Genomic DNA, 25,062 nt, shown 5'->3' on the forward strand with positions numbered 1-25,062 from the left:
AATGTATGGTGCTCACCAGCCAGCGAACTTGTCTCGACGGAAGAGATCCAGTTCGGTGACTGCGTTTGGTGGTTCCTGTCGCGCAGCGAAGGCGACCGCCTCACCGACGGCCGTGGGCCCGGTTACCTCCCCCGGCTCGTAGCGTTCCTTCGACGTCCGGTCGCGGTATTGTGTCCCGAATTCGGTCCGGACTTCCGCCGGATTGATGATCGAGACGCCGACGCCATCCTCGCCGACCTGCCCCGCCAGACTCAGGGCGAACCCGCGAACCCACCACTTCGTCGCCGCGTACACCGGCCCCGCCGGTCGCGGGTATTTCCCGGCGAAGCTCGCGACGAAGATCAGCGTTCCGTTCGTCTCGCGGAGGTGTGGGAGCGCTTCCTGTGTAGCAACGAACGTCCCGTCGACGTTGACGTCCATTACCTGTCGATACTGCTCTCTGGGTAGTTCGTCGACGCCCGAGGTGCCGTCGGTTCCGATACCGGCGTTGTTCACGAGCACGTCGAGGCGACCGAACGCGTCGATCGTCGCATCGATCGCGGCTTCGATCTCGGCCGGTCGACTCACGTCGGCGGGGACGACCAGGGTATCGACATCGAACTCGCGTTCGATTTCGGCGGCGATCTCCTCGAGGCGCTGCTCTCGTCGGGCGACCAGTACGACGTTTCTGCCGTCGGCTGCGAGCTGTGCTGCCGATTCGCGACCGATACCGGCGCTTGCTCCCGTTACGAGTGCAACGGAGTCAGCGTCTGCGTCCATGATACGCCGTTCGTCCGGTAACATCAAAACGGTATGGTTCGAGACGGGCTGCTGTGTCGACGATGACTCGCCGTGGGTTCAGTTTGCACGATTCGATGGCCACTCGTCGTCGGCTCGAGGGAGCAACTATTATTGTCGTTTCGTCCGAATCATCTCCATGGTCGTTATTGCAGCGGTCGACCGGTCAGCACGGAGCTCCGGGGTCGTCGAGCGCGGTGCGGAACTCGCCGACGCCTTCGAAGACGAACTGCACGTCGTCCACGTCCTTTCGGTCGCTGAGTTTCGCGATATTCAGCTCTCGACGGTCGAAGACTCGACGACCCAGATCGATGTCGACCGCGTCGAATCGGTCGCCGCCGAGCAGGCAGCCGACGCTGCCGAGGCCGTCGACCGACCGAGCCAGGCGGTTGGACTCGTCGGCGATCCCTCGAACGTGCTCCTCGAGTACGCCGAAGAAGTCGACGCACGGTACGTCGTTCTCGGTCCGCGACGGCGCTCGCCCGCGGGGAAGGCGGTCTTCGGGAGCACGTCCCAATCGGTCATCCTGAACGCACCCTGTCCCGTCGTCACGACGATGCTCGAGGAGTAATGGCAAACCGGTGCCGCTCTGAGCGGTCGAACGCGTCCACGTGAGCGAAATTGCCACGACGCCCACAGAGCGAGCGGTGAGACTGGCCGAACCGACATAACATCGATCGTGCGAGCGGGCCCCACTACCGTTTCGTGGTGACGATCGCGACAGTTACGTCTCCGTCTCCGTCACGACGCTATCGTCTACCAGCGCTTCGATGTCGTCCTCGTCGTAGCCGAGTTCACGGAGCACGTCGCGATTGTGTTGTCCCTGCAACGGCGCCGGCTGTTCGACCCCGATCTCGGCTTTCGAAAGCGAGAGCGGGCTGCTGGTTAGGGTCAACGAATCGTACTGTGGGTGTGTGATCTCTTCGAACACGCCGAGGTGTTCCATCTGGTCCATCTCCGCGGCTTCGTCGATGGTCTGGTACGGTGCAGCCGGGATGCCGTTTTCGTTCAGCACCGATACCGCTTCGTCGACCGGTTGCTCCGCCAGCCAGGACTCGAACCGATCGGTCAGCGCTCCGAGGTCCGCAATGCGACCTTGTGGGGTCTGATACGTTTCGTCCTCGAGGAGGTCCGGCCGGTCGAGAACCTCACAATATCCCGTCCAGATTCGGTCGGAATACAGCAGCAACGCCACGGCGACCCAGCCGTCGTCGGCTTCGGCCGCGCCGTAGAGCATCTCGCGCTGATGACAGAGGTTTCGACCGCCGTGGCTTAGGACTTCGCCGAGGTTGTTGTAGAACTCGTAGGCGCCGTCTAAGTTGTGTGCGATCGACTCGAGCAGCGAGACGTCGATCTTCTGGCCGCCGGCTCGGTCGCGGTGGATGAGCGCGCCGAGTGCGCTTATCGTCGCGTTGTAGGCCGCGAAGTAGTCAGCGAGCGACGACTGGGAGCGAATCGGCGGGTGATCTTCGTAGCCGAGCATGCTCGAGAAGCCGGAGACGTGTTGCATCATCGCGTCCATGCCGGGCAAATCCGTCATCGGGCCGGATTGCCCGTAGCCCGTGATGTGGACGTAGATGATGTCCTCGTTGATCTCCGAGAGCGTCTCGTAGTCGACGCCGAGGCGCTCTGCGACGCCCGGCGGCCAGTTCTGAACGAAAATATCGGCCTTTTCGACGAGGTCGTGAACGATCTCGCGACCCTCGTCGGCTTTGAGATCGAGCGAGACCGCGCGTTTGTTCCGGTTGAACAGCTCGAACCCAGGGTTGAAGGGCTCGCCCTCGAGCTCTCGTCGGTCCGTTCGGAACATTTCGCCATCCGGCGGTTCGATTTTGACGACGTCCGCGCCGAGGTCCGCGAGAAACGTCGCACAAAGCGGTCCTGCAATCACCTGTCCACAGTCAACGACAGATATGTCTGAGAGTGGCACACCCATAGTTACCGCAGCGGTGGCATCAAACTACCGATCCGCGTAACGATAGTTATGTAAAAATACAATATATGACTGGATTAATAAATTACCGCTAATACTCGTGGACCGACTGTGCATTCACAGGGACGGCAGACCGTCTGACGACTCGCGGGAATCCGAATTTGCCACCGCTCCGCTGGCGAGATGGGCCGTACTATCTCCCGTCCTCGTTTCCACGGTAGTATCCTTGATCTTCGGTCCCATGCCAAGGGTCGGTGTTGTACTGTCGGACAGAACGAGTGTGAGAATTCACCTGCGCTGTCGGGGACTGTTGTGCTGATGTCGGGCCAATCGCAAGCAGATCATGGATACACCTGCACTGCGACGGTTTGCTCTACCCTTTCACCGGAGCAACCGCGAGCCGTCCTGCGATCGCTCTCGGAACGATGTTCCGCAGTCCGTACGAGACATCCCGCGCCTGTACTGCACGGTCGAACCCGGCGGTGTCAATCGAGTCCACCCTGCAGTCACGCGTGGGCGTCTATTGTGTCAACGGTCCGTCTGCGTCTCCCGACACGAGATCGACGTTGCAACGAGCGTTATTTCCGCAAATTAGTTATAACAATATTCGAACCTTTGAGTGAGGATATAGTATTAATTATATATCGTGCAGGTCATCACGCGTCGATCCACGGCTGGGTCGTGATCGACGCCCGTCACGGACAGCCCACGACACGATAGCGATCGATATATTTCGCTGGCGGAACGGGCCATAGACGAATGGGAATCGACGACGGTTCGGATCTGTTTACGAGAAAAACGCTGGTGATTTGTGTCGTGGCCTTTCTGTTCGGAAACGCGATCACGATCGCGGCCGGCGGCTGGCAGTGGGAGCTCGTCTTCGTCCTCGGCGCTGCATGTCTGCTTCTCGAGACGATCCGTCGCAGTGCTCTCGGGTAGGTCACCGGATCGAACCGTCGCGCTCACAACCCGGGTAGAGCGAACACGAGCGACCGACCGAATCGGCAACAACGTTCATCTTCTTGGAGTTAGTGCTCGTAGCTGAGACGGATTGCCGTACGTCTGTCCCGACACATCCGGCGAACGGTCGCGATTGCACCGGGGTTATCGTACAGGTGTCCGTCCGGCCCTATCGCGACGACCTCGTCGCAACGTTTGTATGGATAGGCGAGCACGCTATCGCTATATCGTGACCGATCGAGTCCCCATCCGGAGGCCGTCGACGTGACTGACGATTCCGAGGACTGGTTCGAGCAAGCCGTCGGGGACGACGAGAGTGACGACTCGACACCGGCTGACGGTTCGAGTGGCGACGAGACAGTATCGGACGATCGGTCGGCGGCCGACGCGGACAGGTGGCGCACTGACGAATCAGTCGCCGCTGATTCGCCCGCCGATAGTGACGCTGACTGGTCGATGGACGATCACGGGCCGCCGACCGAGGAACCCGAGCGATCGACCGCCTCGCCAGACAGCGACGACAACGATGGATCGCTGTTCGATCAGGACTTCGGGTCGGCGCTTGAAACTGCAGCCGATCCATCCATCGGACCCCAATCCGACGCGCCGACCGGCGGTGGCACCGCCGACTTGGGCTTCGATTCGACCGACGACACCGATTTCGACGCCGACGCCGAGTCCGACCTCTCTCGCCTCGAGCTTGGTATCGAGGGCCTCGACGGGATGATCCAAGGCGGCGTCCCCGAACGGGCGCTGATGGTCGCGATCGGTAGCGCCGGGACCGGCAAGACCACCTTCGGGTTGCAGTTTCTCGCCCACGGCCTCGAGCAGGGCGACGATGCGGTGTTCATTGCACTCGAGGAGAGTCGCAAGCGGGTCGTTACGAGCGCGACCGAGAAGGGGTATCCGTTCGACGAGTATATCGACGACGACAAGCTGGCGATCGTCGATCTCGACCCCGTCGAGATGGCCACCAGTCTGGGCTCGATCCAGACCGAGTTACCGGCGCTGATCGAGGAATTCGGTGCGTCGCGGCTGGTGCTGGATTCGGTCTCGCTTCTCGAGATGATGTACGACGAGCAAGCGACGCGACGAAACGAAGTCTACGACTTCACGAAAAGCGTCAAAGACGCCGGCGTCACGGCGTTGCTCACGAGCGAAGCGTCCCAGGAGACGGCCTACGCGTCTCGACACGGCATTATCGAGTATCTCACCGATGCGGTCTTCGTCTTACAGTACGTTCGGCCCGACGACTTCCGCGAGACGCGACTCGCCGTCGAAATTCAGAAGATACGTGATGCGAACCACTCGCGGGAGAAAAAGCCGTACGAGATTACCGACGAGGGCATTTCCGTCCATCAACAGGCCAACTTGTTCTGATACGGTTTACTGTAAGTCGTTACCGCCGAAACCGCGACCCGTCTGCGGTTTCGCCGGTAAATCGTTACAGCAATCCGTATGAAGGGCCAATTCGCTCCCTAACCACGATAGATGCTGGTCCTCCGTGGGAAGGAGAACCGATTATCAGCTACCAGGAGCCCGTGTGCGGACTGCCGTTTGGCGGCTCCAAACAGTCCGGTATCGGACGCGAAGTCGGCACGAGCACTACCAGCAGACGAAGACGATCACCGTCTCACTTCCGTAATCTGGCGAGATGGGTTCCGGTGTCGCCCGCGTAACCGTCGGACGGGTCGTCGTAATTGTCGATTGGGCACTGTTGGCGGCCCATACTTTTCCGAGCCGCGTCGTCACGTGTGCGTATGGCTGATCGCACGACGGCGGACGAGACGCTTTCACGGGAGGAGCTCGCCGAGTACTTCGATCGGCTGTCGAAGGCCTTCGCCGGCGGCAGCGAGGAAGTTCGGATCGATGTCGGCAACAAGACCGTCACGCTTCGGCCACCCGAGACCGTCGACGTTTCGATCGATGTCATCGAACGCTCGACGCTTCTGCGGGGCAACCGCGAGGAAATCGATATCGAAATCGACTGGAAGCCACCCTGATACGGACCGTTGTAGTTCTTTACCGGTGATCACCGGTAAAACGCTACAACAATCCGTATGAAGCCGTCGGGAGAGACCGACGAGCGATCCTCGGTACTCAGCAGGGCTGTCGGAGACGAGAAGGAAGTTCTTTTTCCCTCCAGACCAGAGGGTCGCCTAGATGTACGAGACGATTCTCTTTCCTACGGATGGAAGCGACCACGCCGAGACGGTCGCAAAACACGCCTTCGAGGCAGCCTCGACCAGATCGGCGACGCTGCACGTCCTCTCGGTCGTCGACGACCGCGCCTTTCTCGTCCTTGACGACGACCGGGTGGACGCGGTCCGGGGCGACTTGGCAGAAACCGCTCGCGAGGCGACCGACGAGGCGGCCACGCGAGCGACCGAAGCCGGACTCGAGGTCGAGACAGCCGTCGAGACCGGCCATCCCGCGGAGTGCATCGTCGACTACGCCGACGACCACGGCGTCGATCTGATCGTCATGGGAACCAGCGGTGACAACTACGAGAACAACGTCGTCGGAAGCGTCTCTCAGCGTGTCGTTCAGACGGCCCCGGTGCCGGTAACGACGGTCGGGCCGGACGTCTAGCGGACCGTATCGGTCGTCACCGACGATAACGTTGGGTACACTTTCATAAGGAACCCATTGTAAGTCACAAGAACATGCGCCGCTCGATCGTGGTTGGGATCGCGTTGCTCGCCGTGGCCGTGCTCTTCATCGGCGGGCCCTCCCTGTTGTTCTCGCCGTCGACCGACGAGATCACACCCGAGGAAACGGACGAACCCGAACCCGAGATCGTCACCCTCGAGGACAGCGAAAGCGGCTTCTGGCCGTATCTTAACGCCCGTGAGCACCACGAGCAACGAAGTCCGTTGAACGTCGTCGTTCGAGGGGATCTCGATCGGATCGTCTCCCTTCTGGCGACCCACGGCGACGGCGACTGGGAAGAGACAGACCACGATCACTTCGAGGCCGACGAACTGCTCGAGCTACCGAACAACGAATCCACGACGGGTATGGACCCCGAGACGGATCCGACGGAAGCCGACAATACGACTGCCGACGCGATCCGTCCCATCGAGCCGACCGCCATCCCCTGGTCGGACGCCGACGGTGCGACGCGGTATGCCTACCTCGAACCCGGTCCCGACGACGACGCGTTCTGGACCACCGAGACGCTGCAACTCGAGGACGGGGAGTACTACGGCTATCGCTACCACATCCGGGCCTACGAGAGTCCGAACCCCGACGATCAGTGGGTCGTCATGCAAACGCACTCCGAACACTTCGACTGGTTCACGCTTCGCCACCGGGTCGACGGCGTCGAACAGGCGCAGGCCAGGCTCGAGGCGGACCTTATGGAGATTCCCGGCGTCGACATCCAGGAGGATGTCCAGCGGATCTACCTCGATAACAGCGGTCCCTCAGACGCCGACGGCTGGGCGACCAAGATCGATTTGACCGCGATGGCGCTCGTCCCGATTGCACTCTCACTCGCCACGAAACGGCGGCGAAAGGCCCACAGCGAGCCAGGAGGGATACTGCAACGAGCCGGCGGCGAGATCGACGCGTATTTGACCGACTCCGATCAGGAACGCCTGCGAGCGGTCGCGGATCGGCTCGAGGCGCGCCACCTGGTGCTTGCGGCGACGATCTTGACGGTGATTCTGGGCGTCCGTATCGTCGGTGTCGCGCTCGACCGAACCGCCGGATTCCTGACCGTCCACATGATCGCGGCACTGCTGTACCCAGTTATCGCCGTCGGGTTGCCCGTCGCGACTTACGCCATCGCGAACGGACTCGAGCGCCGCGTCGACGCCGCAGTCGCCGCCTCGGTTTCGCTCGCCGTGGCGATCTGGCTCGATTATTCGCTGCTCGGCGTCGACGTCATCCCGATCGACGTCATCGTCCAGCGTGCACTCGTCGTCGTCGCGCTGGGGTTCATCGCCGGCGGCGCCGCCAATCGCGCGACACGGGGCTCGAGGCTGAACGACATGTTGCTCGTCGGCGTGAGCCTGTGGGGCCTCGTTCTGGTCGGTACGCTGTTTGGCTATCTGTAAATCGCTCTCTTGCGATCGTGTTGCGTGCCTCCGACTGTGGCGTGCCACCGAGAACGCGTGGCTTTTTGAGGACGGGGCGGGTAGCCGCCGACGATGGACGCAGCCGTCGGTATCGTCGCCCAGCGGGACAACGCCCGCGCCCACGAACTCGCAGCGACGCTCGTCGAAACCGTCGAGCGCGAATACGGCAGCGCCCCGGTCGTCGACGAGGCGACCGGCGACGCCATCGACGCGCGTGCCGTTCCGGTTGCGTCGATGTCAGCCTGCGAGTTGGTCGTCAGTATCGGGGGCGACGGCACCCTTCTGTTCGTCGCTCGAGCGGTCGGCTCGACGCCGATCCTCGGGGTCAACCTCGGCGAAGTCGGCTTTCTCAACGCCGTCGATCCCGCGAACGCCGTCGACGTCGTCACCGATCTCCTCGCCGGGTTACAGGCCGACACGTCGCTCGAGAGTCGGACGCTCGTCCGGCTTCGGGCAACGGGCGCTGACGCCGACTGGACGCTCGAGCCCGCCCTCAACGAGGTGCTCGTCCACGGGCCGCGACGCGGGCACGGTGGCGGTGCGACCGTTGCTATCGATGTCGACGGAAAGCGATACGCCGAGAGCGACGCCGACGGGGTACTCGTCGCGACGCCGACGGGGTCGACCGCCTACAACCTGAGCGAGGGCGGGCCCCTCGTCGACCCGTCGGCCGACGCGCTCGTGGTGACCGGGATGGCTGCTGCCGAACCGATGACGCCGCTGGTCGTCGACCCGTTCGCGGCGATCACGCTCACCGTTTCGGATACCGACACCGCCTACGTGATCAGCGACGGTCGCAACCGACAACGACTCGAGCCGCCCGCGACGATCACGGTGACGCTCGCCGAGAATCCCGTCCACCTCGTCGGCCCACAGACGAACTTCTTCGAAGCCCTCGAGAAACTCGAGTGAGCCGGTCGCACGCCGGTGCTCTCCGTTGCGCTACGGTCGAGCCGAACGCGTATCCTCCTCGAGGAGCTGTGCGAGCCGTTCTGGCGGAACGGCACCGCGAGCAAGTTGTCCGTCGGCGATGAAGGCGGGCACACCCGAAATGCCGCGCTGGCGAGCCTCGTCGAATCGGCTCTCGAGGTCGGCTCGCAGGTCGTCGTCCGCGAGCGCCGTTCGAACCTCCTCGCCCGGAATATCGACGTCCTCGGCTACCTCGACGAGAACGTCGGCGTCGCCGATGTCGCGGTCAGCCTGCCAGAGGGCGGTGTAGATCGCCTCGTCGAACGCGCCCCACCGGTCGGGGTACGCCCGATCGACGTACCAGGCGGCCTGCTGGGCGGGCAACGAGTCGACCTCGATGGCGAGTTCCCGTGCCATCTCGATGTCGTACTCCGCTTGCAGTCGGCGGACGTTCTGTCGTGCCTGCTCGAAGTAGTCCTCGTCCTTGCCGTCGTCGACATCGTGGTCGATCGAGCCGTCCGAATTTCGCTTCCCGCGACGGAGATCGAACGGCCGCCAGTCGACCTCGAGCGGGGCCTCGCGTCGCTCACGATACTGTCTCAGCGACCGCGTCCCGAGGAAGCAAAACGGACAGACGTAGTCGGCGTACACCACGACTCGATCGGTCGAGGCTGTGTCGGTCATGACGGTGGTAGGCACTGCCGACGGAAAAACCGACGGGCGTCGGCAGCCAAGCGTTGCGATCGACTTACGTGTCCTCGAGCGACGGGTTGCCGGAACCGACCGGGTCGTCGTCCCCGTCGGTGTCTGTCATCTCGGGCAGGTTCGGATCGCGGTAGGGGTTTCGCCCGTAGGCCGGGAGCTCGTCCTCGAGCTGGGATTTGAGGACGCGTCGAAGTCGGTTCAGACTCGTCGTATCGAGGCCGTGGCGGGCGGCCAGTCGCTCGAAGCGCTCCTCGTCGGTGATGTCGTGACCGCGATACTGCGTGAATAGTTCCTCCATACGGTCGGCAGAGAGTGACTGCGTATCGATATCGTCGAGTCCGAAGTACTGTCGGCGATCGACGTCGACGACGTGTCGGATGACCACGAGTGCGACTTTCGGAATCGCACGCTGGCTGCCAAACTCCGTGAGATCAATTTCGTCCATCACGCCGAGTGCGAGATCGCGCTGCCACGGCGTCACCTCGAGGGCGTTACACAGCGCCTGGGTCGTCCGCAGACGATCGAGGTGGTGGGCCCGCTCGCTGTAGCCCGGCGTCGCCGCGTGCTGTTCGTCGTGGAGTCGGCGAACGTTTTCGGAGAGGTCTGCCTCGGGCGTCTCCGCGCGACCGATGACCGTCGCACTCGGCGTCACGACGCCCCACTGTCGGACCGTCGAATCCCGCGCCACGGCCGCTCGAGAGAGCGATCCAGCACCGGGGCGCGTCTCGAGCGGTCGGTCGACACCGTCGTGTTGCATCTCGTCTGAGGGTCAGATGGGGAGACAGAAAAAGGCTCGCTCGGCTGGCTCGAGCTATCAATTCGGAAGTACGTCGCGGCGGATCGAAGCGAAAGTTAGATCTCGAGTGCGCCGATCCAGGCATCCTCGCCGTGGACGCTACACCAGGAGGCGTGCGCTTCGAAACAGCGCTCGTCCATCACTTGGCCGCAGGTACACCACTGCTGGTGTCGTCCCGGAACTGGTCGTCGACAGAGCGGACAGTTGGTTTCCATAGGTGGCTCTCCACCGAGGACCTACTTACTATTTTCACGGTTTGTTGATGACTGTCTGGTGATGTATGAAAGTCGACTCGAGCCCGAAAATCCAGCCGCGGGCTACGCTCGCGAGCCGGAATACTCGTGGCCGACGACGAGCGCGAGGACGTTGACCGTCACCAAGCCGAAAAATGCCGCGAGCGTCAGCACCGAATCGATGCCAAGCAGCAAGACCGGGAGGTACGCGACCGGCAACAGCGTGCCGATCCAGAAACCGATAGCCGTAACGGCGTCGTCTGTGCGCATCGTCGACTAGCGCATCGACTCGAGTGCGACGAAGGCGTCGTCGTGTGCGACGATCCAGGCGGTCGACAGTCGCCGGTCGGTTGCGTGGCGCGGGAATATCGCACACTCGTCGGGTGCGTCGTCGTTTTCGATGGTTACGTGATCGAGTTCGGCCGTCGGTTCGTCCGGCTTCGAAGAGTGAGTGTTAGTATCGGGTGTCATGGGCTGGGAGAGCAGTCGCGCTGCCCAACGATACCCGAGACGATCCTATTGTTATACCGTCACTACCGGTCGAGAACGTTCCGTAGCGTCCGAGATGCGCCGGGATCAGGGGATGGTGACGCAGAACGGGCCCGGGAATCGAAATCGGCGCGTACGACCATGCTACTGTATTCTCGCTCGTCGTATGCAGTGCTTACGCCGCTGCAATCGCGAATTTCTACGGTTCGAGAGCGGGAGTTCGACGGAACGGTCGTCGTGTCTCGATCCGACCGTCGGCATCTACGAGGGGGTTAGTTTCCGGGTCGTGTTCCGAGCGTCAACGATTCACGAATCTCCTCCCCGTCACGTCGGATCGCCAATTCGATCGTGTCTCCAGGCATCGTCTCGAGCGCCAGAAACGTCGAGAGAGCGTGACGATCCGGGATCGGTTCGCCGTCCATGGCGACGATGACGTCGCCGCCGACCGGGATCGGTTCGTTGCCCCGGTCGGCCGTCGTCTCCGCACCCTCGAGGATGTCCTCGGCCGGGCCGTCGGGAATGGTGTCGGTGACGATGACGCCGGTCGCTTCCGGGAGGTCGTTTTCTTCGGCGATGAGTCGGTCGACTGAGGCCAGTTGAATGCCCATGAAGGAGTGGCCGAACTCGCCATCCTCGAGCAAGGCGGGGACGACGCGGTCGGTCAGCGCGGCCGAAATCGCAAAGCCGATATTGTTGGCGCCGCCGGCGTGGACGACGCCGATGACGTTGCCCTCGAGATCGACGAGCGGGCCGCCGCTGTTGCCGGGGTTGACCGCCGCGTCGGTCTGGACGACGTTGGGGAACGAAAAGCTGCGTCCCGGTGCCTGAATCGTCCGGTCGACACCGCTGACGATGCCCGACGACATCGATCCCTCGAGGCCGAGTGGGTTCCCGATCGCCAGTACCTGCTGGCCGACGACGGGTCGTTGGTCGGCCAGCGTCAGCGGCGTCGCACCGTCGGGGACGTGTTCGACCTCGAGGACGGCCAGATCGCTCAACCGGTCGGTCCCGACGAGGCGAGTGCTCGTCCAGTCACCGGTGATGTACTGGAGGTCGATTTCCTCGCCGCCGGCGACGACGTGTTCGTTCGTAACGACGTGGTTCTCGTCGTAGAGGAACCCGGAACCCTGGCCCTGCCCCTCTTCTTCAGTCAGCGGATCCTCCACACCGAAGACACGAACCTGCGTGACCGATTCGATGACGCCGTCGTAGATGTCGGTAAAGGCCGATCCCTCCGCGAGATTCTCTCGGTCGATCTCGTAGGATGATCCGCCCTCGACTTGGCCATCACGCCGTGGCTCCGAACAGCCGGCGAGGGCACTCCCGATTCCGGCGGCTGTGATCGCAAGCACCCGACGGCGACCCGGTCGAAAATCGTTCATAGCCGTCGGATAGGACCGCGGCTATTTGAACGTCGGGGACTCCGTCGTTTCAGCACTCGTCTACAGTCTCTCGCTGTCAAACCACCCAGAGGTAAGTGTATCGCCCACCCAGACGCCACCATGATAGTGCGCGACGACCGCACGACACAGCCCCGCCGAACTCGTTTTCACGCCGCACGGTCACCCCCGGCGCGTGATCGTCGATGACCGCCGAGACGACGCTGACTGGCGAGACAGACGCACTGACCGACCAGGGTGCCGGCCTCGAAGTCGCCGTCGTCGGCGCCGGGGCCATCGGCGCGACGGCAGCGTACGATCTGGCCCGCGAGGGAGCCGACGTAACGCTGTACGACCGCGGAACGGTCGCAAGTGGCTCGAGCGGGCGTGCGGCGGGCGTTTGTTACGACGCCTTCGCCACCCAGCCCGACGCCGACATCGCGAGCGATTCGATCGAACGGTTCCGAGCGCTCTCGGGTGACGAGACGTTCCCGTTCGTCGAGTGCCCGTACGTCTGGTTCGCAAGCGAGGGCGACGACGAGCGCGTCGCGGCGATTCGGGACGGTATCGACCGCATGCAATCCCACGGCGTCGTCGCCCTCGAGATGGACGGCGACGAACTCGGCGAGCGGTTCCCGTCGCTTCGCACCGACGACGTGGCCGTCGCGGGCGTCGCTGGCGCAGCGGGCTATACCGACCCGTCGGCGTACACCGCCTGCCTCGCCGGCGCGGCGACTGGTGCGGGTGCGACCCTCGAGACCGAGACCCTCGTCTCGGTTCGAACTGACCCGCCGCGAGTAATCCTCGAGGACGGACCGACGCGCGAGGTCGACGCCGTCCTCGTTGCGGCAGGGGCCCACACCAAACGAGTACTCGCCGACGCCGGCCTCGAAATCGCGATGAAACCCTATCGCGTGCAGGCGCTCGTCGCTTCCCACTCGCTGTCGGAGCCGATGTGGTTCGACGCGAGTGCGACGTACTACGTCCGACCGCATCCAGCGGGTTTGCTCGCGGGCGATGGCACCGAGTTCATCGAGAGCGATCCGGACACGTACGATCGTGAGTCGGATCCGGAATTCGCGGACGACCTCTGTGAACGCGTCGGCCGGCGGCTCCCGGACGCCGACCTCGAGGTCGAGCGGGCCTGGGCCGGGCTCTGTACGGCGACGCCGGACCGAAATCCGCTGGTCGGTCGACTCGAGGATGGCCTCTACGTCGCGACCGGATTCCAAGGACACGGGTTCATGCGTGCGCCGGCGATCGGACAGCGAGTCGCGACCGACGTTCTCGGTGGTGATGGGATCGACGCGTTCGATCCGACGCGATTCGACGGCGACGAGACGTTCTCGATCACGGAGGGAATGGCCATCGAAGAGTAACGGGCTCCGTCCGCAGAAGCGGTGCTATTCTTCGACCGTGACGGTCTCGGAATCGGTCGTACTGGTCGGCTCCCTGGTCGGCGTCTCGTCCGAGTCGTCAGCGTCAGTTGTCTCGACGGATTCGGTCGCCGAGTCAGACCCGGTGTCGGCCCCCTCTTTCGGGATTTCAATCCGTAACGTCCCTGTTTCGGTGAGTTTCGCCGTTCCAGCGTCCGGATCGACGGTCGCGTCGGTGGGAAGGTCGACCTCGCCCTCGAGCGTCATGCCGCGACCGGGAAAACGCAGTTCGAACCGATCGCGGAACTGCCGGAACCGGCGGATCCGGATGCGAACGCTGCCCTCGAGATACCGAACTTGGACGTCGTCGGGTTCCGCGCCGGGAGCGTCAAAGACGACGAGATATGAGGTGTCGTTCTCGAGGACGTCGACCGGCAGCGAGCGATAGGTCTGGAGGTGACCGTTTGCCCGGCCGATCTGTCGATAGAGCGTATCGCCGACCGATCGCTTGAGGTCGTCGAAGTTCACTACTGTTCACCTCCGGCGGCACGCGGCGGGCTCGCCGGGATCGGTTCGGGGACCGAACGGGACGCGTCGGGCATACCTATCGGTAGGTACGAGATCCACGGTTTTAGGGGTTTTGTGGTGGACGCAACAACTGCGAACGCCTACAGTTCGACCGGCTTGAGGCAGTCGGTCCCACCACAGACCGGACACGAGAGATCCGAGACGGTCAGCTCCTCGGGAACGTCGTAGGTGTAATGATTCTCGAACAGGTCGAGAAAACAGTCGTCGTCGGTACAGACCAGTTCCTCAGTCGGTGGCATAGATGGGTCCACGGTCGCATGGACCATCAACCCTCGGAGTCGATCACCCGCTGTAGATCCGTCCCGCTCGAGGGATTGCTACACGGTGGTTCTTGCTACGCGGTCCAACCACGCCAACGATCGCGGGTAGTCACCGTTTTAGGCCTCGAGGGGTTACCTGGCGCTATGACCGACCCCGAAACGCTGTCGGTGACGATCGTCGACGGCTACGTCGACGAGCCAGCCCACTTCGGGGTACCACCGTACGTCTCGACGTACCCCCGCTATACGGCCGGGGCACTCGTCGACGCGGGGGTTCCCCGCGAGCGAATCACGTACCACACGATCGACGGACTGCGCGACGAGCCCGATCGCTGGCGCGACGTCGACGAGGCCGATCTGATGGTCTACATCGGCGGAATGACCGTCCCCGGAAAGTACGTCGGCGGGACGCCGGCCGAACCCGACGAGGTCCGCAAACTGGCCTGGACCGCAAGCGGAACGAGCCTGATGGGCGGCCCCGTCAAGTTCGGCGTCGGCGAGGAAAACGCCGGTGCGACCGAGACCGAACGCCAGGACCTGGACTTCGACTTCGTCGCCAAAGGCGACATCGAGGCCGCCGTCTACGACCTCGTCACAAGCGGCCTCGAGGGCTTCAACAACCGGATGCGAGACATCGACGAGGTGACTCGCTGGGCCCGCGAGGGTGCGTTTATCGTCGAACAGCATCCGAATCATCCCGATCATCTCATCGCCGAACTCGAGACCTCGCGGGGCTGTGCCTATCGGTGTTCGTTCTGTACGGAACCGCTCTATGGCAACCCCGAGTTCCGGCCGCCGCCGTCGGTCGTCGGCGAAGTCGGCACGCTGGCCGACTACGGCGTCTCCCACTTCCGGATCGGCCGCCAGGCCGACATCCTCGCCTACGGCGGTGACGGCGAGGCGCCCAACCCCGACGCCCTCCGCCAACTCTACAGCGGCATCCGCGAGGTCGCACCCGGCCTCGAGACCCTGCATCTGGACAATATGAATCCGATCACCATCGTGGAGTGGCCCGAGGCCAGTCGCGAGGGAATCCGGATCATCGCCGAACACAATACGCCCGGTGATACGGCCGCGTTCGGCCTCGAGTCCGCGGATCCGATCGTTCAGGAAGAGAACAACTTAAACGTCACCGCCGAGGAGTGTTTCGAAGCCGTTCGGATCGTCAACGAGGAAGCGGGCTGGCGGCCGGGCGGGCCGAACGATCCGCGGTCGGACGCACCGGAAAGTGAGGCTGGCGACAGCGCGAGCGAGGACCAGCCGCGCTTGCCGAAACTCCTGCCCGGAATCAACCTGCTCCACGGGCTCAAGGGTGAACGCGAGGAGACGTACGAGCGCAACCTCGAGTTCCTCAAGCGAGTTTACGACGACGGCTACATGCTCCGGCGAGTCAATATCCGGCAGGTGATGGCCTTCGACGGCACCGAGATGGCCGACACCGGCGCCGAAATCGCGAACGAACACAAAAGCCTCTTCAAACGCTACAAACGCCAGGTCCGCGAGGAGATAGACAACCCGATGCTCCAACGGGTGGCCCCGACGGGAACCGTCCTCCCCGACGTTCACCTCGAGTATCACCAGGACGGTCGGACGTTCGGCCGGCAACTCGGAACGTATCCGTTGCTCGTCGGCATCCCCGGCGAGCGCGAACTCGGGCGGACGATCGACGTGGCCGTCGTCGACCACGGCTACCGATCGATCACCGGCGTCCCGTCACCGCTCGATGTCAACGAGGCCTCGATGGACGAACTAACCGCGATCCCCGGCGTCGGCGACCGCACGGCCGGCGACATCGTCGTCAACCGACCCTACGACTCACTCGATCGTCTCGAGGGAACGCTCGAGGACGACCTCGAGGCCGATCTGTCGACGTTCATGCGGGCGCGGTCGCTCGAGCGAGCGGACTGACCGGCCGATCGTCTCTCGAGGCGTGACTCGGTCGCCGACCCGGTTAATTGTGTACGCTCGGTCGGTAGTTCTATTATGCAGGGCCAACGAGAAGGACGCGAGGGTCTACCTGTGGAAATATCTGAAAAACTCCTGTGTCTGTTCAGTACGGAAGTGTCGACAGAGGAGGATCGATACGTCATCGAAGTACCACGACAGGAAGTCGAGACCGGCGACATCGATCCGGAGGAGGTCTATCGCGTCGCGCTCATCTCGCGTGCGGAAGCGACAACAGAGGGCGAGTCAGCAGAACAGCCCCAGAGTGCGCCGTCGGAGCCACAGCCACCGGTCGACGTCGGCGAAACACGCTACGTCGAAATCGAAGATATCGGCAAACAAGGCGATGGAATTGCCCGCGTCGAACGCGGCTACGTCATCATCGTTCCGGGTGCCGACGTCGGCGATCGCGTCAAGATCGAAGTCACCGAAGTCAAATCGAACTTCGCCGTCGGCGAAATCATCGAAGAGACGTTCTAACGAGGAGTCACCACTCCTCGGTTGTGCCCCGACTGTGACGGGACGATCACCGGGGGATCGTCTCTCGAAACCGGTCGGGATCGTCGTGAAAGCAGTCACCGACGACGATCGCGTCAGCGCCGGCCGCGAGAATCTCCGTCGCTTTTGCCTGACTATCGATTCCGCCGCCATAGAATAACGTCGTTTCCTCGAGATACCGAGCGGCGGCTTCGACATCGTCGGGCCCGCCGTAGGTCCCGGAATACTCGATGTAAAAGATCGGAAATCCGTAGAACGTCTCGGTCGCGAGCGCTGCACCAGCGACCTGTTTGGGCGAGTACGCGGTCTCGACGCCGGCGACCGACGCCGCTGTGGCGTCGACGTGTTGGACGACGTAACCCTCGCCGACGAGTTTCGACGTGAGTTGCGTGACGACTTCCTCGCCTTTCGACGCGAGATAGTCGCCGACGACCGGGAGACTCGAGCCCAGCAACGCATCGGGTTGGCGTCCGATTTCGGCGAACAGATCGACCTGTTTACCGACGAAGTGCGTTCGATCGCCGTTGTAGACCGCCGGTACGGCGACCCCATCTACGCGCTCGATAGTCGTCTTCGAGACGTGGGCCGAACTGTAGGGCTCCTGCAGGATTGGCGTCGCCGGACAGGCGTCCTCGAGCGATCGAATCGTCTCCAGCGTGTTCGATTCGGTGACCCCGTCAGAGCCACCGACGACGACCAGATCGGTCGCCTCGAGCATCGAGAGACCCGACGGGAGGGCTTTGACCGGATCGACTTTCGTCACATGTGTCACGCCGTCCCAGTCGATGTCCATACCGATGCTTCGCACAGCGGTCTCAACTTCCTATCGGTATCGTGTTCGCTTCCGAACACGACGCGACCCGTCGCGTCGGTACCGCGTCGGTGGGGGCGAGTCGGCATCGACGAACCCAAACCCTTGAATCCTCGCGGTTACTTGCAGGTGACAATGACCAACCCCGCGGACTCGCCGGCCGTACGCCGACTAGACGACTGGAATCGCGACCGTCTCGAGTCGCTCGCGGCAACACACGAGACGCCCCTGTACGTGATCGACCTCGATCGCGTGACGGCGAACTACACGCGCTTCTCGAGCGCGTTTCCCGACGCCGACGTCATGTACGCCGCGAAAGCCCACACCGGAAAGGCGGTACTCGAGGCCGTCCTCGAGGCGGGCGGAACGATCGAGTGTGCGGCCTGGGGCGAACTCCAGCGGTCGATCGACGCCGGCGCGGACCCCAACGAACTGCAGTATACCGCCGTAAACCCGCCGGACCACGACCTCGACTACGCGGCGGAACTCGGCGCGGAGAACCCTGGCCTGACGATCACCATCGGCGCGACCGATACGCTCGAGCGACTGGCCGAACGCGGCTACAACGGCCGGATCGCTATTCGGATCAATCCCGGTATCGGCACGGGCCACCACGAGAAGGTCGCGACCGGCGCCGACGCGAAGTTCGGTATTCCGTACAAGCGCGTTCCCGCGGTCGCCAACCGTGTACGCGAAGCGTTCGATCTCGTCGGACTCCACGCCCACGCCGGCAGCGGCGTCCTGACCGACGACCTCGAGGACCACTGCCGCGCGATCGAACGCGTCGGCGACATGGCTCGCCGGGTCGGCGACGACGACCTCGAGTTCGTCGATGTCGGCGGCGGCTACGGCGTCCCCTACCGCGAGGACGAACCACCCCTGGATCTCGAGAAAACGTCGGATATGGTTCGCGAGGCCATCGGGGACCTCGACGCACAACTGAAACTCGAGCCCGGCCGCTACGTCGTCGCCGACGCGGGGCTAATCTTGACCGAGGTCAACACCATCAAGAAAGCTCCCGATACGACCGTCGTCGGCGTCGACGCCAGCCTCTCGACGCTGATCCGACCGGCGATGTTCGGCTCCTACCACCCGATGCTGAACGTCACGGCACCCGACCGCGACGCCGAGCCGATGACCGTCGGCGGTCCGGTCTGTACCAGCGCCGACGTCTTCGCCCACGACCGCCCGATAGCCCGCCCGGAGCGCAGCGACATCCTCGCCATCGGCAACGCCGGCTCCTACGGCTACGAACTGGCAAACCAGTTCCACTCCCAGCCCAAACCAGCCGAGGTCGCCCTCGAGGGCGACGATGCCCGCGTCGCGCGACGACGGGAGACGCTCGAGGACGTGACCCGACTGGAACAGTAATGACGTTCGATATCGCACAGTTCCACGCCGACGCCGTTTCGACGCCTTCCCACGAGGACGTGACCGAAATGCGCGAACTGCTGGTCGAAACGCTCGAGGACGCCGGCCTCGAGCCGGAGATCGACGATTTCGGAAACGTGCTGGCGGCCCGCGGCGGGAGCGGTGGGCGAGAGCCCGACGGCCCGCACATCGTCCTGAACACCCACATCGACACCGTCGCACCGCACGTCCCCTACGAGCGCGACGGCGACGCCGTTCGCGGGCGCGGTGCCTGCGACGCGAAAGGGCCACTCGCCGCGCTGCTCGCGGCGTTTCTGCGCGTCGAGCCGACCGAGGGAACGGTGACGCTCGCGATCACGCCCGACGAAGAGACCCTGATGACCGGCGCGGCGGGACTGCAGGAAACGCTGGCGCCAGCAGCCGACGGCTTCATCGTCGGCGAACCGACCGATCGCGACGTCTGTATCGCCGCTCGCGGTCAGTGTGAAGGAACCATCACGATCACCGGCGAGAGCGGTCACGCCGCGAGCGTGCCAGCCGAGCGAAACGCCGTCTTCGGCCTCGAGTCCGTCCTCGAAGCGCTGGGAACGTACGACGGCGAGGCCGGGCCCGGCGTGGACTCCGTTCTGGGCGCACCGAAACTGACGCCGTCGATGCTCGAGGGCGGCGAGGCGCCGAATCGGGTTCCCGAGCAGTGTCGACTCACGTTCGACCGACGAAGCGTCCCGCCGGAGACGAGTGAGTCGTTCCGGGCCGATCTGCAGTCGTATCTCGAGACGCGACTCGACGACGACCTCGAGGTCGCAGTCGATCTTATTCGACCCGATACGCCGTTTCCGAAGCCGTTCGTCACCGACGAGAACGCCCAGCTCGTTCGGACGCTCGCGGCCGAGACGGCCGGCGAAGTCCGTCCGTTCGGCGCGGCGACCGAAGCCGGCTTTTTCGCGACGGATGTGCCGACTGTCGTCTTCGGACCGGGCGTCCTCGCCGACGACGAGGGCGCCGTCGCTCACGCCGAACGCGAGTACGTCCACCTGTCGGCGATCGAGACGGCCGCCGAGTCCGTAACCGCCACGCTCGAGAAACTCGTCGGATAAGTCGATCGCTCGTCGTGTCTCGGCAGGTGCCTCGCCTCGAAACGACGATCACTCCTCGAGCCGTTGTCCACACCGGGTACACTCGAACGTCTTCATGTCGCCGTGGACCTCGCGCCAGAGCAACTCGTAGTCGTGCGAACAGACGCGTTGACGGACGCGGGAAAGAGATTTCATCATTGTGGATCTATATCCAGAATAGGCCCATATATTCCTTTCCTCGAAGTAAATTAGAACTCATTCGACCATATAATGAGTATAAATCGAAAATACAGGACAATTTTCCATGACGGCGGTCGAAGCGCCGGAGGCAAACAGTGCTGACACCCCGCTAGAACTGGACCCAATCCGTCTGGACGTCCTCGCCACGCAGCTCCCAGCGTTGCTCGTAGGTCTCGTCGCGAGTTCGTAGTTCGACGGTCGCATCGAACAGCGGCTCGAGCAACGCGACGGCATCGTGGTCGCGGCTGACGGGTAAGTGATAGTGGCCCATCCCATCGACGTGGTCGATCCGCGAGGTGAGGACGTGTACCAGTCGAAACACGGCTTCGGTGTCGTGGTCTTGCAACAGCGTCGCCAACGAACCAACACACAGCCGGAGCTGCGAGGGCTCGAGTCCGTCCGACGCGGTATCGAAGTCGTCGATCGCTTCGCTGATCTCGAGACCCAACGACTCGAGGGTCGACTGATCGTCGCGTTGAGTCGACGCAGTGTCGGCCGTCGCCGATCCCGGGTATTCGATCGTCCGCGTCGTCTCGAGGGAGCCGTGTCCGGCCGGAATCGCATCCGGATCGTCCGTAACAAAGAGGTGATATCGTGATCCGGACGACTGATCGCCACACAACCGATGACAGGCCATTGTATGGACATTCTGTGTCGGTGGTCCAACGAGAAGGATGTTGCTCCCCGTTCGTTTGAGCGTATCGAGCGTGTGAGCGACACGTTCTGCTCCCCCAGCCCCTAACTCGCGATCCATCTATCCCAAGAAACAAATTCGATTAGAATAAATATTGTGGCTTCAATATGGGGTAAAAACACCGTTGACAACTGCGTTTCGATACTGACCATGGAAAGCCGTATGAGGTCTTCCAGTGGCCGACCGTCAACCGCCCACCTTTTCGTTCCGGACCCCGTAGGACGCGTATGGCCGACCACGACGACGACCTCGTCGAGGCCGTGCGAGAACTCACACGGACGATCGACGACCTCGGCGACCAACTCGAGCCACGCCAGCGACGGCCGCCGATTCGTCCCCCGACGCCCCGGGAGGTCCTCGGATTCGCCGACGAGGTCGCGATCCCCGCGACGATCGCCGTCCTCAACTCGAGCGTGCGCGCTCTCGAGGCGTTTCAGCGCAGTCTCGAACTGATGCGGACCGAACGCGAGGTCAGAGAGCGGACAACCGACACCGTGGCGACGACGAGCGACCGGGCGAACGAACTGCGGCGAACGACGCTCTCACAGCTCGATACCGTACTCGCCGAACTACAGCGCGCCGCCTCGGAGGGATCGTTACCGGCCGACGAACAGGCTCGCGATCTGTTGACCGACGCGCGTGAGCTTCGAGACGAAGTGGACCAACGGCTCCGGTCCGGGACGGCTGACCCGGAAACCGACGAGCCACCAGCGGGAACGACGATCGATATCGACGACGGCACGCCGGACAGCGAGGCAGACCCAGCGGATGACGACGACGAACCGAACTCGGCGGTCGACGTCGACGCCGAACTCGAGACGCTGAAAGATCGCTACGAAACTGGCGAAGACGAGGAGGACCCCTTCGAGGACGAGGGAACGAACGCTGACGATGGCGACACTGCTGAGAACGGCGACGGAACCGACGCCGACGATACGGGGCCGGACGACGATACGAACGACTAGTGTTCTCGAGCGATTCGACGGCTGTGTCGCTTTAGATCGGTTCGAATCGGTAGCCGTCCCAGTCTTGACTGGCGGGCTCGCGGATACCGGCCCCGGGTTCGCGGAGTTCGTCGACGTGGACTGGTTCGATCTCGTCGCCCGTTTCGACATCGTCGGTCGTCATCTGACCGATCGCCCGCACCGACTCTCCGTCGACGGTGAACTCGACGATCGCGAGCGTGTTGGGTTCGCGAACGCCGGGTGGTGTCGCCATCGACGTCGTCCAGGTGACGACCTCAGCGGTGTACTCGCTCAGGTCGATCGTCTCGACGGGCTCAGATCCACCCGGACCGCGGGGATGGCCGGGATAGCTGATCGATCCGTCCGCGTAGCGGGTCGCTTCCATGGTCATCGTGCAGCCTCCATAATCGTGGTAATGACGCAGTTGCCAAAGCCACCGACGTTACAGCACAGTCCCGTCTCGGCCTCGACCTGTCGCGGGCCGGCTTCGCCGACGAGTTGCTCGTAAATCTCGACGCCCTGGGCAACGCCACTCGCGCCGAGTGGATGCCCCTTCGATTTGAGTCCACCGGAGGTGTTGATCGGCAACTCGCCGTCCGTCTCGGTGTATCCCTCCGCGACCAGTTTCCAGGCCTCGCCCTGTTCGGCGAAGCCGAGTCCCTCCATCTGGAGAAACTCGAGGATCGTGAACATATCGTGGAGCTCAGCGACGTCGATATCGTCGGGCCCGAGGCCGCTCATCTCGTAAGCACCCTTACCGCTTTCGACGACACCGCCCATGACGGTCGGGTCCTCCCGCTCGTGGACGACGTGGGTATCGGTTGCCCCATCGATACCCGTGATGAGAGCGTAATCGTCGGTGTACTCCTGGGCGACGGACTCGGGACAGAGCATGAGCGCCGCAGAGCCGTCCGTGATCGGGCAGAAGTCGTACAGTCGCAGCGGATCGGCCACGATCGGCGACTCGAGGGCGGTCTCCTCGTCGATCTCTTTTCGAAACTGGGCGTGGGGGTTGTCGACGCCGTTTTCGTGGTTCTTGACCGCGACTTTCGCCAGACTCTCACGGGGCGCGTCGAATCGCTCGAGGTAGTGACGAGCGGTCAGCCCGGCGAAGGAAGGCAGCGTGACGCCGGTTTTGTACTCGACGGGGTGGGTTAGCGACGCGATGACGTCGGTCGATTCGCCGGTCGTCTTGTGAGTCATCTTCTCGCCGCCGACCAGCAGCGTCATTTCGCTCGCGCCGCTTGCGACCGACTGCCAGGCGGCGTAGATCCCCGCCCCGCCACTGGAACTCGTTTGATCGATTCGCTGCGTGTAGGCCGGCACCGCGTCGATGTCCTGGGCCAGCGCATTCATCACGCCGGTCTGTCCTTCGAACTCGCCACTGGCCATGTTCGAGACGTACAGGTGCTCGACATCTGTCGCGTCGACACCCGCGTCCTCGAGACACTCGAGTCCGGCTTCCGCGAGCAGATCGAGGATCCACTCGTCCTCGCGTTGCCCGAACTGGGTCATCGATGCGCCGATTACTGCGACACGTTCCATAGCTAACCAAACTCGGCTAATCGGTTTATAACGTGGGGATCGAAGCGGCGATTGCCACCCGTCGCGCCACCGGAACCCAGCTCCGACCGCGATCAGTCCGACGGCGACTCGGCTGCCATCGTCGCCAACTCGCTGGCACGTGTGCGTGCCTGCGAGATGACCGCGGGGCGGGCCTCGAAGGAGACGAGTACGTCGTCGTCGCCGTAGGTGACGTCCTCGACGTCCGCGTTGTCGTGGATCCACGAGACCAGACTCATCGTTTCGTCGGTCATCGGGAGCACGAGTCGCTCGTCTTCCCAGTCGGGGAGTTCGGCGTCGATACGCTCGAGCAAGGCGTCGACGTTCGTTCCCTGGCGCGCGCTGACGGTGACCGGATTCGGTGCGAGTGCCGACAGCGCCTCCTGTTTGTCGACGAGTTCGGCGTCGTCGACTTTGTCGACCTTGTTCAACACCGTGACGATCGGCGCCTCGTTGCGCTCGTAGAGTGTGTCGTGACAGGTGACGAGCTTCTCGTGGATCTCGTCGATCTCCTCGCTGACGTCGACGACGAGCAAGACGAGGTCGGCTCGATAGACCGAATCGAGCGTCGACTTGAACGACTCGACCAGCCAGTGGGGCAGGTCGCTGATGAACCCGACGGTGTCGGTCACCAAGACATCGCGTGGCTCGATCGCGGCCCGACGGGTCGTCGTGCCAAGCGTGGTAAAGAGCTTGTCCTGGGATTCGGCCGTCGAATCGAGATCGGGGTGGAGATCCTCGTTCTCGTCGACATCGAGGTCGCTCGAGAGCCGCCGCAGCAGCGTCGACTTGCCGGCGTTCGTATAGCCCGCCAGCGCGACCAGATCGAACCCCGAGTCCCGCCGGCGCTCCCGACGGTGTTGTTCGGTCTGTTCGATCTGGTCGAGTTCGTCGTTGATCCGGCTGATCTGGTCTTTGATGTCCTGCTCGCGGCTCTCGTCGTACTCGCCGAGCCCCATGAACCCGGGATGCTCCTCGCGTTTCGCGAGGCTCGTCTTGGCCTCGGCGCGGGGCAGTTCGTAGCGCAGTTCCGCGAGTTCGACCTGGAGCTGTGCTTTCCGGGTCTGGGCGCGCTGGCCGAAGATCTCGAGGATCAGCGTAAATCGGTCGATCACCTCGACGCCTTCTGGGAGGAGCTGGCCGAGGTTGTACGTCTGGTATGGCCCGAGTCGGTTGTCGAAGATGACCGTCGTCGCCTCCGTCTGGACGGCTCGTTGGGCGAGTTGTTCGGCCTTCCCTTCGCCGAACTGCAGGGCCGGATCGGCGCGTCTAGACTGAGTGATCTCGCCGACGACGGTATACCCCGCTGCTTCGGCCAGCTCCGTGATCTCAGTCGTATCAGGCGTTCCCGAATCGACGCGTTTGGCGATGAGCGCGTTCATAGTGGTAACTGGGCGTGCAGCGTGGGTC

General features: G+C 63.4%; 29 protein-coding genes. 13 read left to right on the forward strand and 16 right to left on the reverse strand.

Annotated elements, in window-relative coordinates:
- Nucleotides 1–12 precede the first annotated feature (12 nt).
- The gene (locus tag D8Y22_RS04255) at nucleotides 13–759 is read right to left on the reverse strand and encodes an SDR family oxidoreductase (protein WP_141463481.1); all 747 of its coding nucleotides are present in this window, start codon (nucleotides 757–759) and stop codon (nucleotides 13–15) included.
- 157 nt (nucleotides 760–916) lie between these two features.
- On the opposite strand from D8Y22_RS04255, the gene D8Y22_RS04260 reads away from it, so the two are divergent.
- Complete coding sequence (locus D8Y22_RS04260) at nucleotides 917–1,348, forward strand: universal stress protein (RefSeq protein ID WP_141463482.1); 432 nt, start codon at nucleotides 917–919, stop codon at nucleotides 1,346–1,348.
- 153 nt (nucleotides 1,349–1,501) lie between these two features.
- On the opposite strand, the gene D8Y22_RS04265 is transcribed toward D8Y22_RS04260, so the two are convergent.
- On the reverse strand, nucleotides 1,502–2,707 hold the full coding sequence (locus tag D8Y22_RS04265) for a CaiB/BaiF CoA transferase family protein (protein WP_174811750.1): 1,206 nt from the start codon (nucleotides 2,705–2,707) through the stop codon (nucleotides 1,502–1,504).
- 762 nt (nucleotides 2,708–3,469) lie between these two features.
- On the opposite strand from D8Y22_RS04265, the gene D8Y22_RS04270 reads away from it, so the two are divergent.
- The 6 genes from D8Y22_RS04270 (at nucleotide 3,470) to D8Y22_RS04295 (ending at nucleotide 8,667) form a co-directional block, all read left to right on the forward strand.
- The gene (locus D8Y22_RS04270) at nucleotides 3,470–3,649 is read left to right on the forward strand and encodes a hypothetical protein (RefSeq protein WP_141463484.1); all 180 of its coding nucleotides are present in this window, start codon (nucleotides 3,470–3,472) and stop codon (nucleotides 3,647–3,649) included.
- 285 nt (nucleotides 3,650–3,934) lie between these two features.
- Complete coding sequence (locus tag D8Y22_RS04275) at nucleotides 3,935–5,050, forward strand: KaiC domain-containing protein (protein ID WP_141463485.1); 1,116 nt, start codon at nucleotides 3,935–3,937, stop codon at nucleotides 5,048–5,050.
- Nucleotides 5,051–5,430: 380 nt separating this feature from the next.
- The gene (locus D8Y22_RS04280) at nucleotides 5,431–5,673 is read left to right on the forward strand and encodes an amphi-Trp domain-containing protein (RefSeq protein WP_141463486.1); all 243 of its coding nucleotides are present in this window, start codon (nucleotides 5,431–5,433) and stop codon (nucleotides 5,671–5,673) included.
- A 160-nt stretch (nucleotides 5,674–5,833) separates the two neighbouring features.
- Nucleotides 5,834–6,262: a universal stress protein gene (locus D8Y22_RS04285; RefSeq protein WP_141463487.1), complete on the forward strand. Its 429-nt coding sequence runs from the start codon at nucleotides 5,834–5,836 to the stop codon at nucleotides 6,260–6,262.
- Between the two features lie 74 nt (nucleotides 6,263–6,336).
- A complete protein-coding gene (locus tag D8Y22_RS04290; protein ID WP_141463488.1) occupies nucleotides 6,337–7,734 on the forward strand; it encodes a hypothetical protein in 1,398 nt (465 codons plus the stop codon).
- A 93-nt stretch (nucleotides 7,735–7,827) separates the two neighbouring features.
- A complete protein-coding gene (locus D8Y22_RS04295; RefSeq protein WP_141463489.1) occupies nucleotides 7,828–8,667 on the forward strand; it encodes an NAD(+)/NADH kinase in 840 nt (279 codons plus the stop codon).
- Between the two features lie 30 nt (nucleotides 8,668–8,697).
- On the opposite strand, the gene D8Y22_RS04300 is transcribed toward D8Y22_RS04295, so the two are convergent.
- From D8Y22_RS04300 to D8Y22_RS04320, 6 genes are all read right to left on the reverse strand, one after another.
- Entirely contained in the window at nucleotides 8,698–9,348 is a 651-nt protein-coding gene (locus D8Y22_RS04300; protein ID WP_141463490.1) for a DsbA family oxidoreductase, read from the reverse strand.
- A gap of 64 nt (nucleotides 9,349–9,412) precedes the next feature.
- The gene (locus D8Y22_RS04305) at nucleotides 9,413–10,126 is read right to left on the reverse strand and encodes a DNA-directed RNA polymerase subunit epsilon (RefSeq protein ID WP_246084350.1); all 714 of its coding nucleotides are present in this window, start codon (nucleotides 10,124–10,126) and stop codon (nucleotides 9,413–9,415) included.
- 95 nt (nucleotides 10,127–10,221) lie between these two features.
- The gene (locus D8Y22_RS22220; RefSeq protein ID WP_174811751.1) at nucleotides 10,222–10,380 is read right to left on the reverse strand and encodes a hypothetical protein; all 159 of its coding nucleotides are present in this window, start codon (nucleotides 10,378–10,380) and stop codon (nucleotides 10,222–10,224) included.
- A gap of 102 nt (nucleotides 10,381–10,482) precedes the next feature.
- The gene (locus D8Y22_RS04310) at nucleotides 10,483–10,668 is read right to left on the reverse strand and encodes a hypothetical protein (protein WP_141463491.1); all 186 of its coding nucleotides are present in this window, start codon (nucleotides 10,666–10,668) and stop codon (nucleotides 10,483–10,485) included.
- A gap of 6 nt (nucleotides 10,669–10,674) precedes the next feature.
- Nucleotides 10,675–10,869, reverse strand: coding sequence for a DUF7511 domain-containing protein (locus tag D8Y22_RS04315; protein ID WP_141463492.1), 195 nt, complete (start codon nucleotides 10,867–10,869; stop codon nucleotides 10,675–10,677).
- A gap of 290 nt (nucleotides 10,870–11,159) precedes the next feature.
- On the reverse strand, nucleotides 11,160–12,269 hold the full coding sequence (locus D8Y22_RS04320; RefSeq protein ID WP_141463493.1) for a S1C family serine protease: 1,110 nt from the start codon (nucleotides 12,267–12,269) through the stop codon (nucleotides 11,160–11,162).
- Between the two features lie 203 nt (nucleotides 12,270–12,472).
- Here D8Y22_RS04320 and D8Y22_RS04325 point away from each other — a divergent pair, with 203 nt between their 5' ends.
- On the forward strand, nucleotides 12,473–13,645 hold the full coding sequence (locus D8Y22_RS04325) for an NAD(P)/FAD-dependent oxidoreductase (protein ID WP_141463494.1): 1,173 nt from the start codon (nucleotides 12,473–12,475) through the stop codon (nucleotides 13,643–13,645).
- Nucleotides 13,646–13,669: 24 nt separating this feature from the next.
- Here D8Y22_RS04325 and D8Y22_RS04330 read toward each other — a convergent pair whose 3' ends face one another.
- Nucleotides 13,670–14,170 (reverse strand): Hsp20/alpha crystallin family protein, encoded by a 501-nt coding sequence (locus tag D8Y22_RS04330; RefSeq protein ID WP_141463495.1) that lies wholly within the window; start codon nucleotides 14,168–14,170, stop codon nucleotides 13,670–13,672.
- Nucleotides 14,171–14,310: 140 nt separating this feature from the next.
- On the reverse strand, nucleotides 14,311–14,469 hold the full coding sequence (locus D8Y22_RS22225) for a DUF7559 family protein (RefSeq protein ID WP_174811752.1): 159 nt from the start codon (nucleotides 14,467–14,469) through the stop codon (nucleotides 14,311–14,313).
- Between the two features lie 165 nt (nucleotides 14,470–14,634).
- Between D8Y22_RS22225 and D8Y22_RS04335 the strand changes: the two genes are divergently transcribed.
- Entirely contained in the window at nucleotides 14,635–16,398 is a 1,764-nt protein-coding gene (locus tag D8Y22_RS04335; RefSeq protein WP_141463496.1) for a radical SAM protein, read from the forward strand.
- Nucleotides 16,399–16,509: 111 nt separating this feature from the next.
- Nucleotides 16,510–16,914: a TRAM domain-containing protein gene (locus D8Y22_RS04340; RefSeq protein WP_141463497.1), complete on the forward strand. Its 405-nt coding sequence runs from the start codon at nucleotides 16,510–16,512 to the stop codon at nucleotides 16,912–16,914.
- 46 nt (nucleotides 16,915–16,960) lie between these two features.
- On the opposite strand, the gene D8Y22_RS04345 is transcribed toward D8Y22_RS04340, so the two are convergent.
- On the reverse strand, nucleotides 16,961–17,725 hold the full coding sequence (locus D8Y22_RS04345; RefSeq protein WP_141463498.1) for a heptaprenylglyceryl phosphate synthase: 765 nt from the start codon (nucleotides 17,723–17,725) through the stop codon (nucleotides 16,961–16,963).
- A 153-nt stretch (nucleotides 17,726–17,878) separates the two neighbouring features.
- On the opposite strand from D8Y22_RS04345, the gene lysA reads away from it, so the two are divergent.
- On the forward strand, nucleotides 17,879–19,114 hold the full coding sequence (gene lysA / locus D8Y22_RS04350) for a diaminopimelate decarboxylase (protein WP_141463499.1): 1,236 nt from the start codon (nucleotides 17,879–17,881) through the stop codon (nucleotides 19,112–19,114).
- Nucleotides 19,114–20,211 carry a M20 family metallopeptidase gene (locus D8Y22_RS04355; RefSeq protein WP_141463500.1) on the forward strand — a complete coding sequence of 366 codons (1,098 nt, stop codon included), beginning with the start codon at nucleotides 19,114–19,116 and terminating at the stop codon, nucleotides 20,209–20,211. The genes lysA and D8Y22_RS04355 overlap by 1 nt, the downstream gene beginning before the upstream one ends.
- A gap of 48 nt (nucleotides 20,212–20,259) precedes the next feature.
- Here D8Y22_RS04355 and D8Y22_RS23100 read toward each other — a convergent pair whose 3' ends face one another.
- Together D8Y22_RS23100 and D8Y22_RS04360 are read right to left on the reverse strand one after the other, a co-directional pair.
- Nucleotides 20,260–20,388: a hypothetical protein gene (locus tag D8Y22_RS23100; protein ID WP_281282372.1), complete on the reverse strand. Its 129-nt coding sequence runs from the start codon at nucleotides 20,386–20,388 to the stop codon at nucleotides 20,260–20,262.
- Nucleotides 20,389–20,539: 151 nt separating this feature from the next.
- Nucleotides 20,540–21,184, reverse strand: a complete 645-nt coding sequence (locus D8Y22_RS04360; RefSeq protein ID WP_141463501.1) for a DUF7504 family protein — start codon at nucleotides 21,182–21,184, stop codon at nucleotides 20,540–20,542.
- 167 nt (nucleotides 21,185–21,351) lie between these two features.
- Between D8Y22_RS04360 and D8Y22_RS04365 the strand changes: the two genes are divergently transcribed.
- Nucleotides 21,352–22,089, forward strand: a complete 738-nt coding sequence (locus D8Y22_RS04365; RefSeq protein ID WP_141463502.1) for a DUF7547 family protein — start codon at nucleotides 21,352–21,354, stop codon at nucleotides 22,087–22,089.
- 31 nt (nucleotides 22,090–22,120) lie between these two features.
- On the opposite strand, the gene D8Y22_RS04370 is transcribed toward D8Y22_RS04365, so the two are convergent.
- From D8Y22_RS04370 to hflX, 3 genes are all read right to left on the reverse strand, one after another.
- Entirely contained in the window at nucleotides 22,121–22,480 is a 360-nt protein-coding gene (locus D8Y22_RS04370; RefSeq protein WP_141463503.1) for a nucleic acid-binding protein, read from the reverse strand.
- Nucleotides 22,477–23,634, reverse strand: a complete 1,158-nt coding sequence (locus D8Y22_RS04375) for a thiolase family protein (RefSeq protein WP_141463504.1) — start codon at nucleotides 23,632–23,634, stop codon at nucleotides 22,477–22,479. The genes D8Y22_RS04370 and D8Y22_RS04375 overlap by 4 nt, the downstream gene beginning before the upstream one ends.
- A gap of 92 nt (nucleotides 23,635–23,726) precedes the next feature.
- Nucleotides 23,727–25,034 carry a GTPase HflX gene (gene hflX / locus D8Y22_RS04380; RefSeq protein WP_141463505.1) on the reverse strand — a complete coding sequence of 436 codons (1,308 nt, stop codon included), beginning with the start codon at nucleotides 25,032–25,034 and terminating at the stop codon, nucleotides 23,727–23,729.
- Nucleotides 25,035–25,062: the final 28 nt, after the last annotated feature.

Origin of the sequence: Salinadaptatus halalkaliphilus (genome assembly GCF_006543045.1) — an archaeon.
Taxonomy (GTDB): domain Archaea; phylum Halobacteriota; class Halobacteria; order Halobacteriales; family Natrialbaceae; genus Salinadaptatus; species Salinadaptatus halalkaliphilus.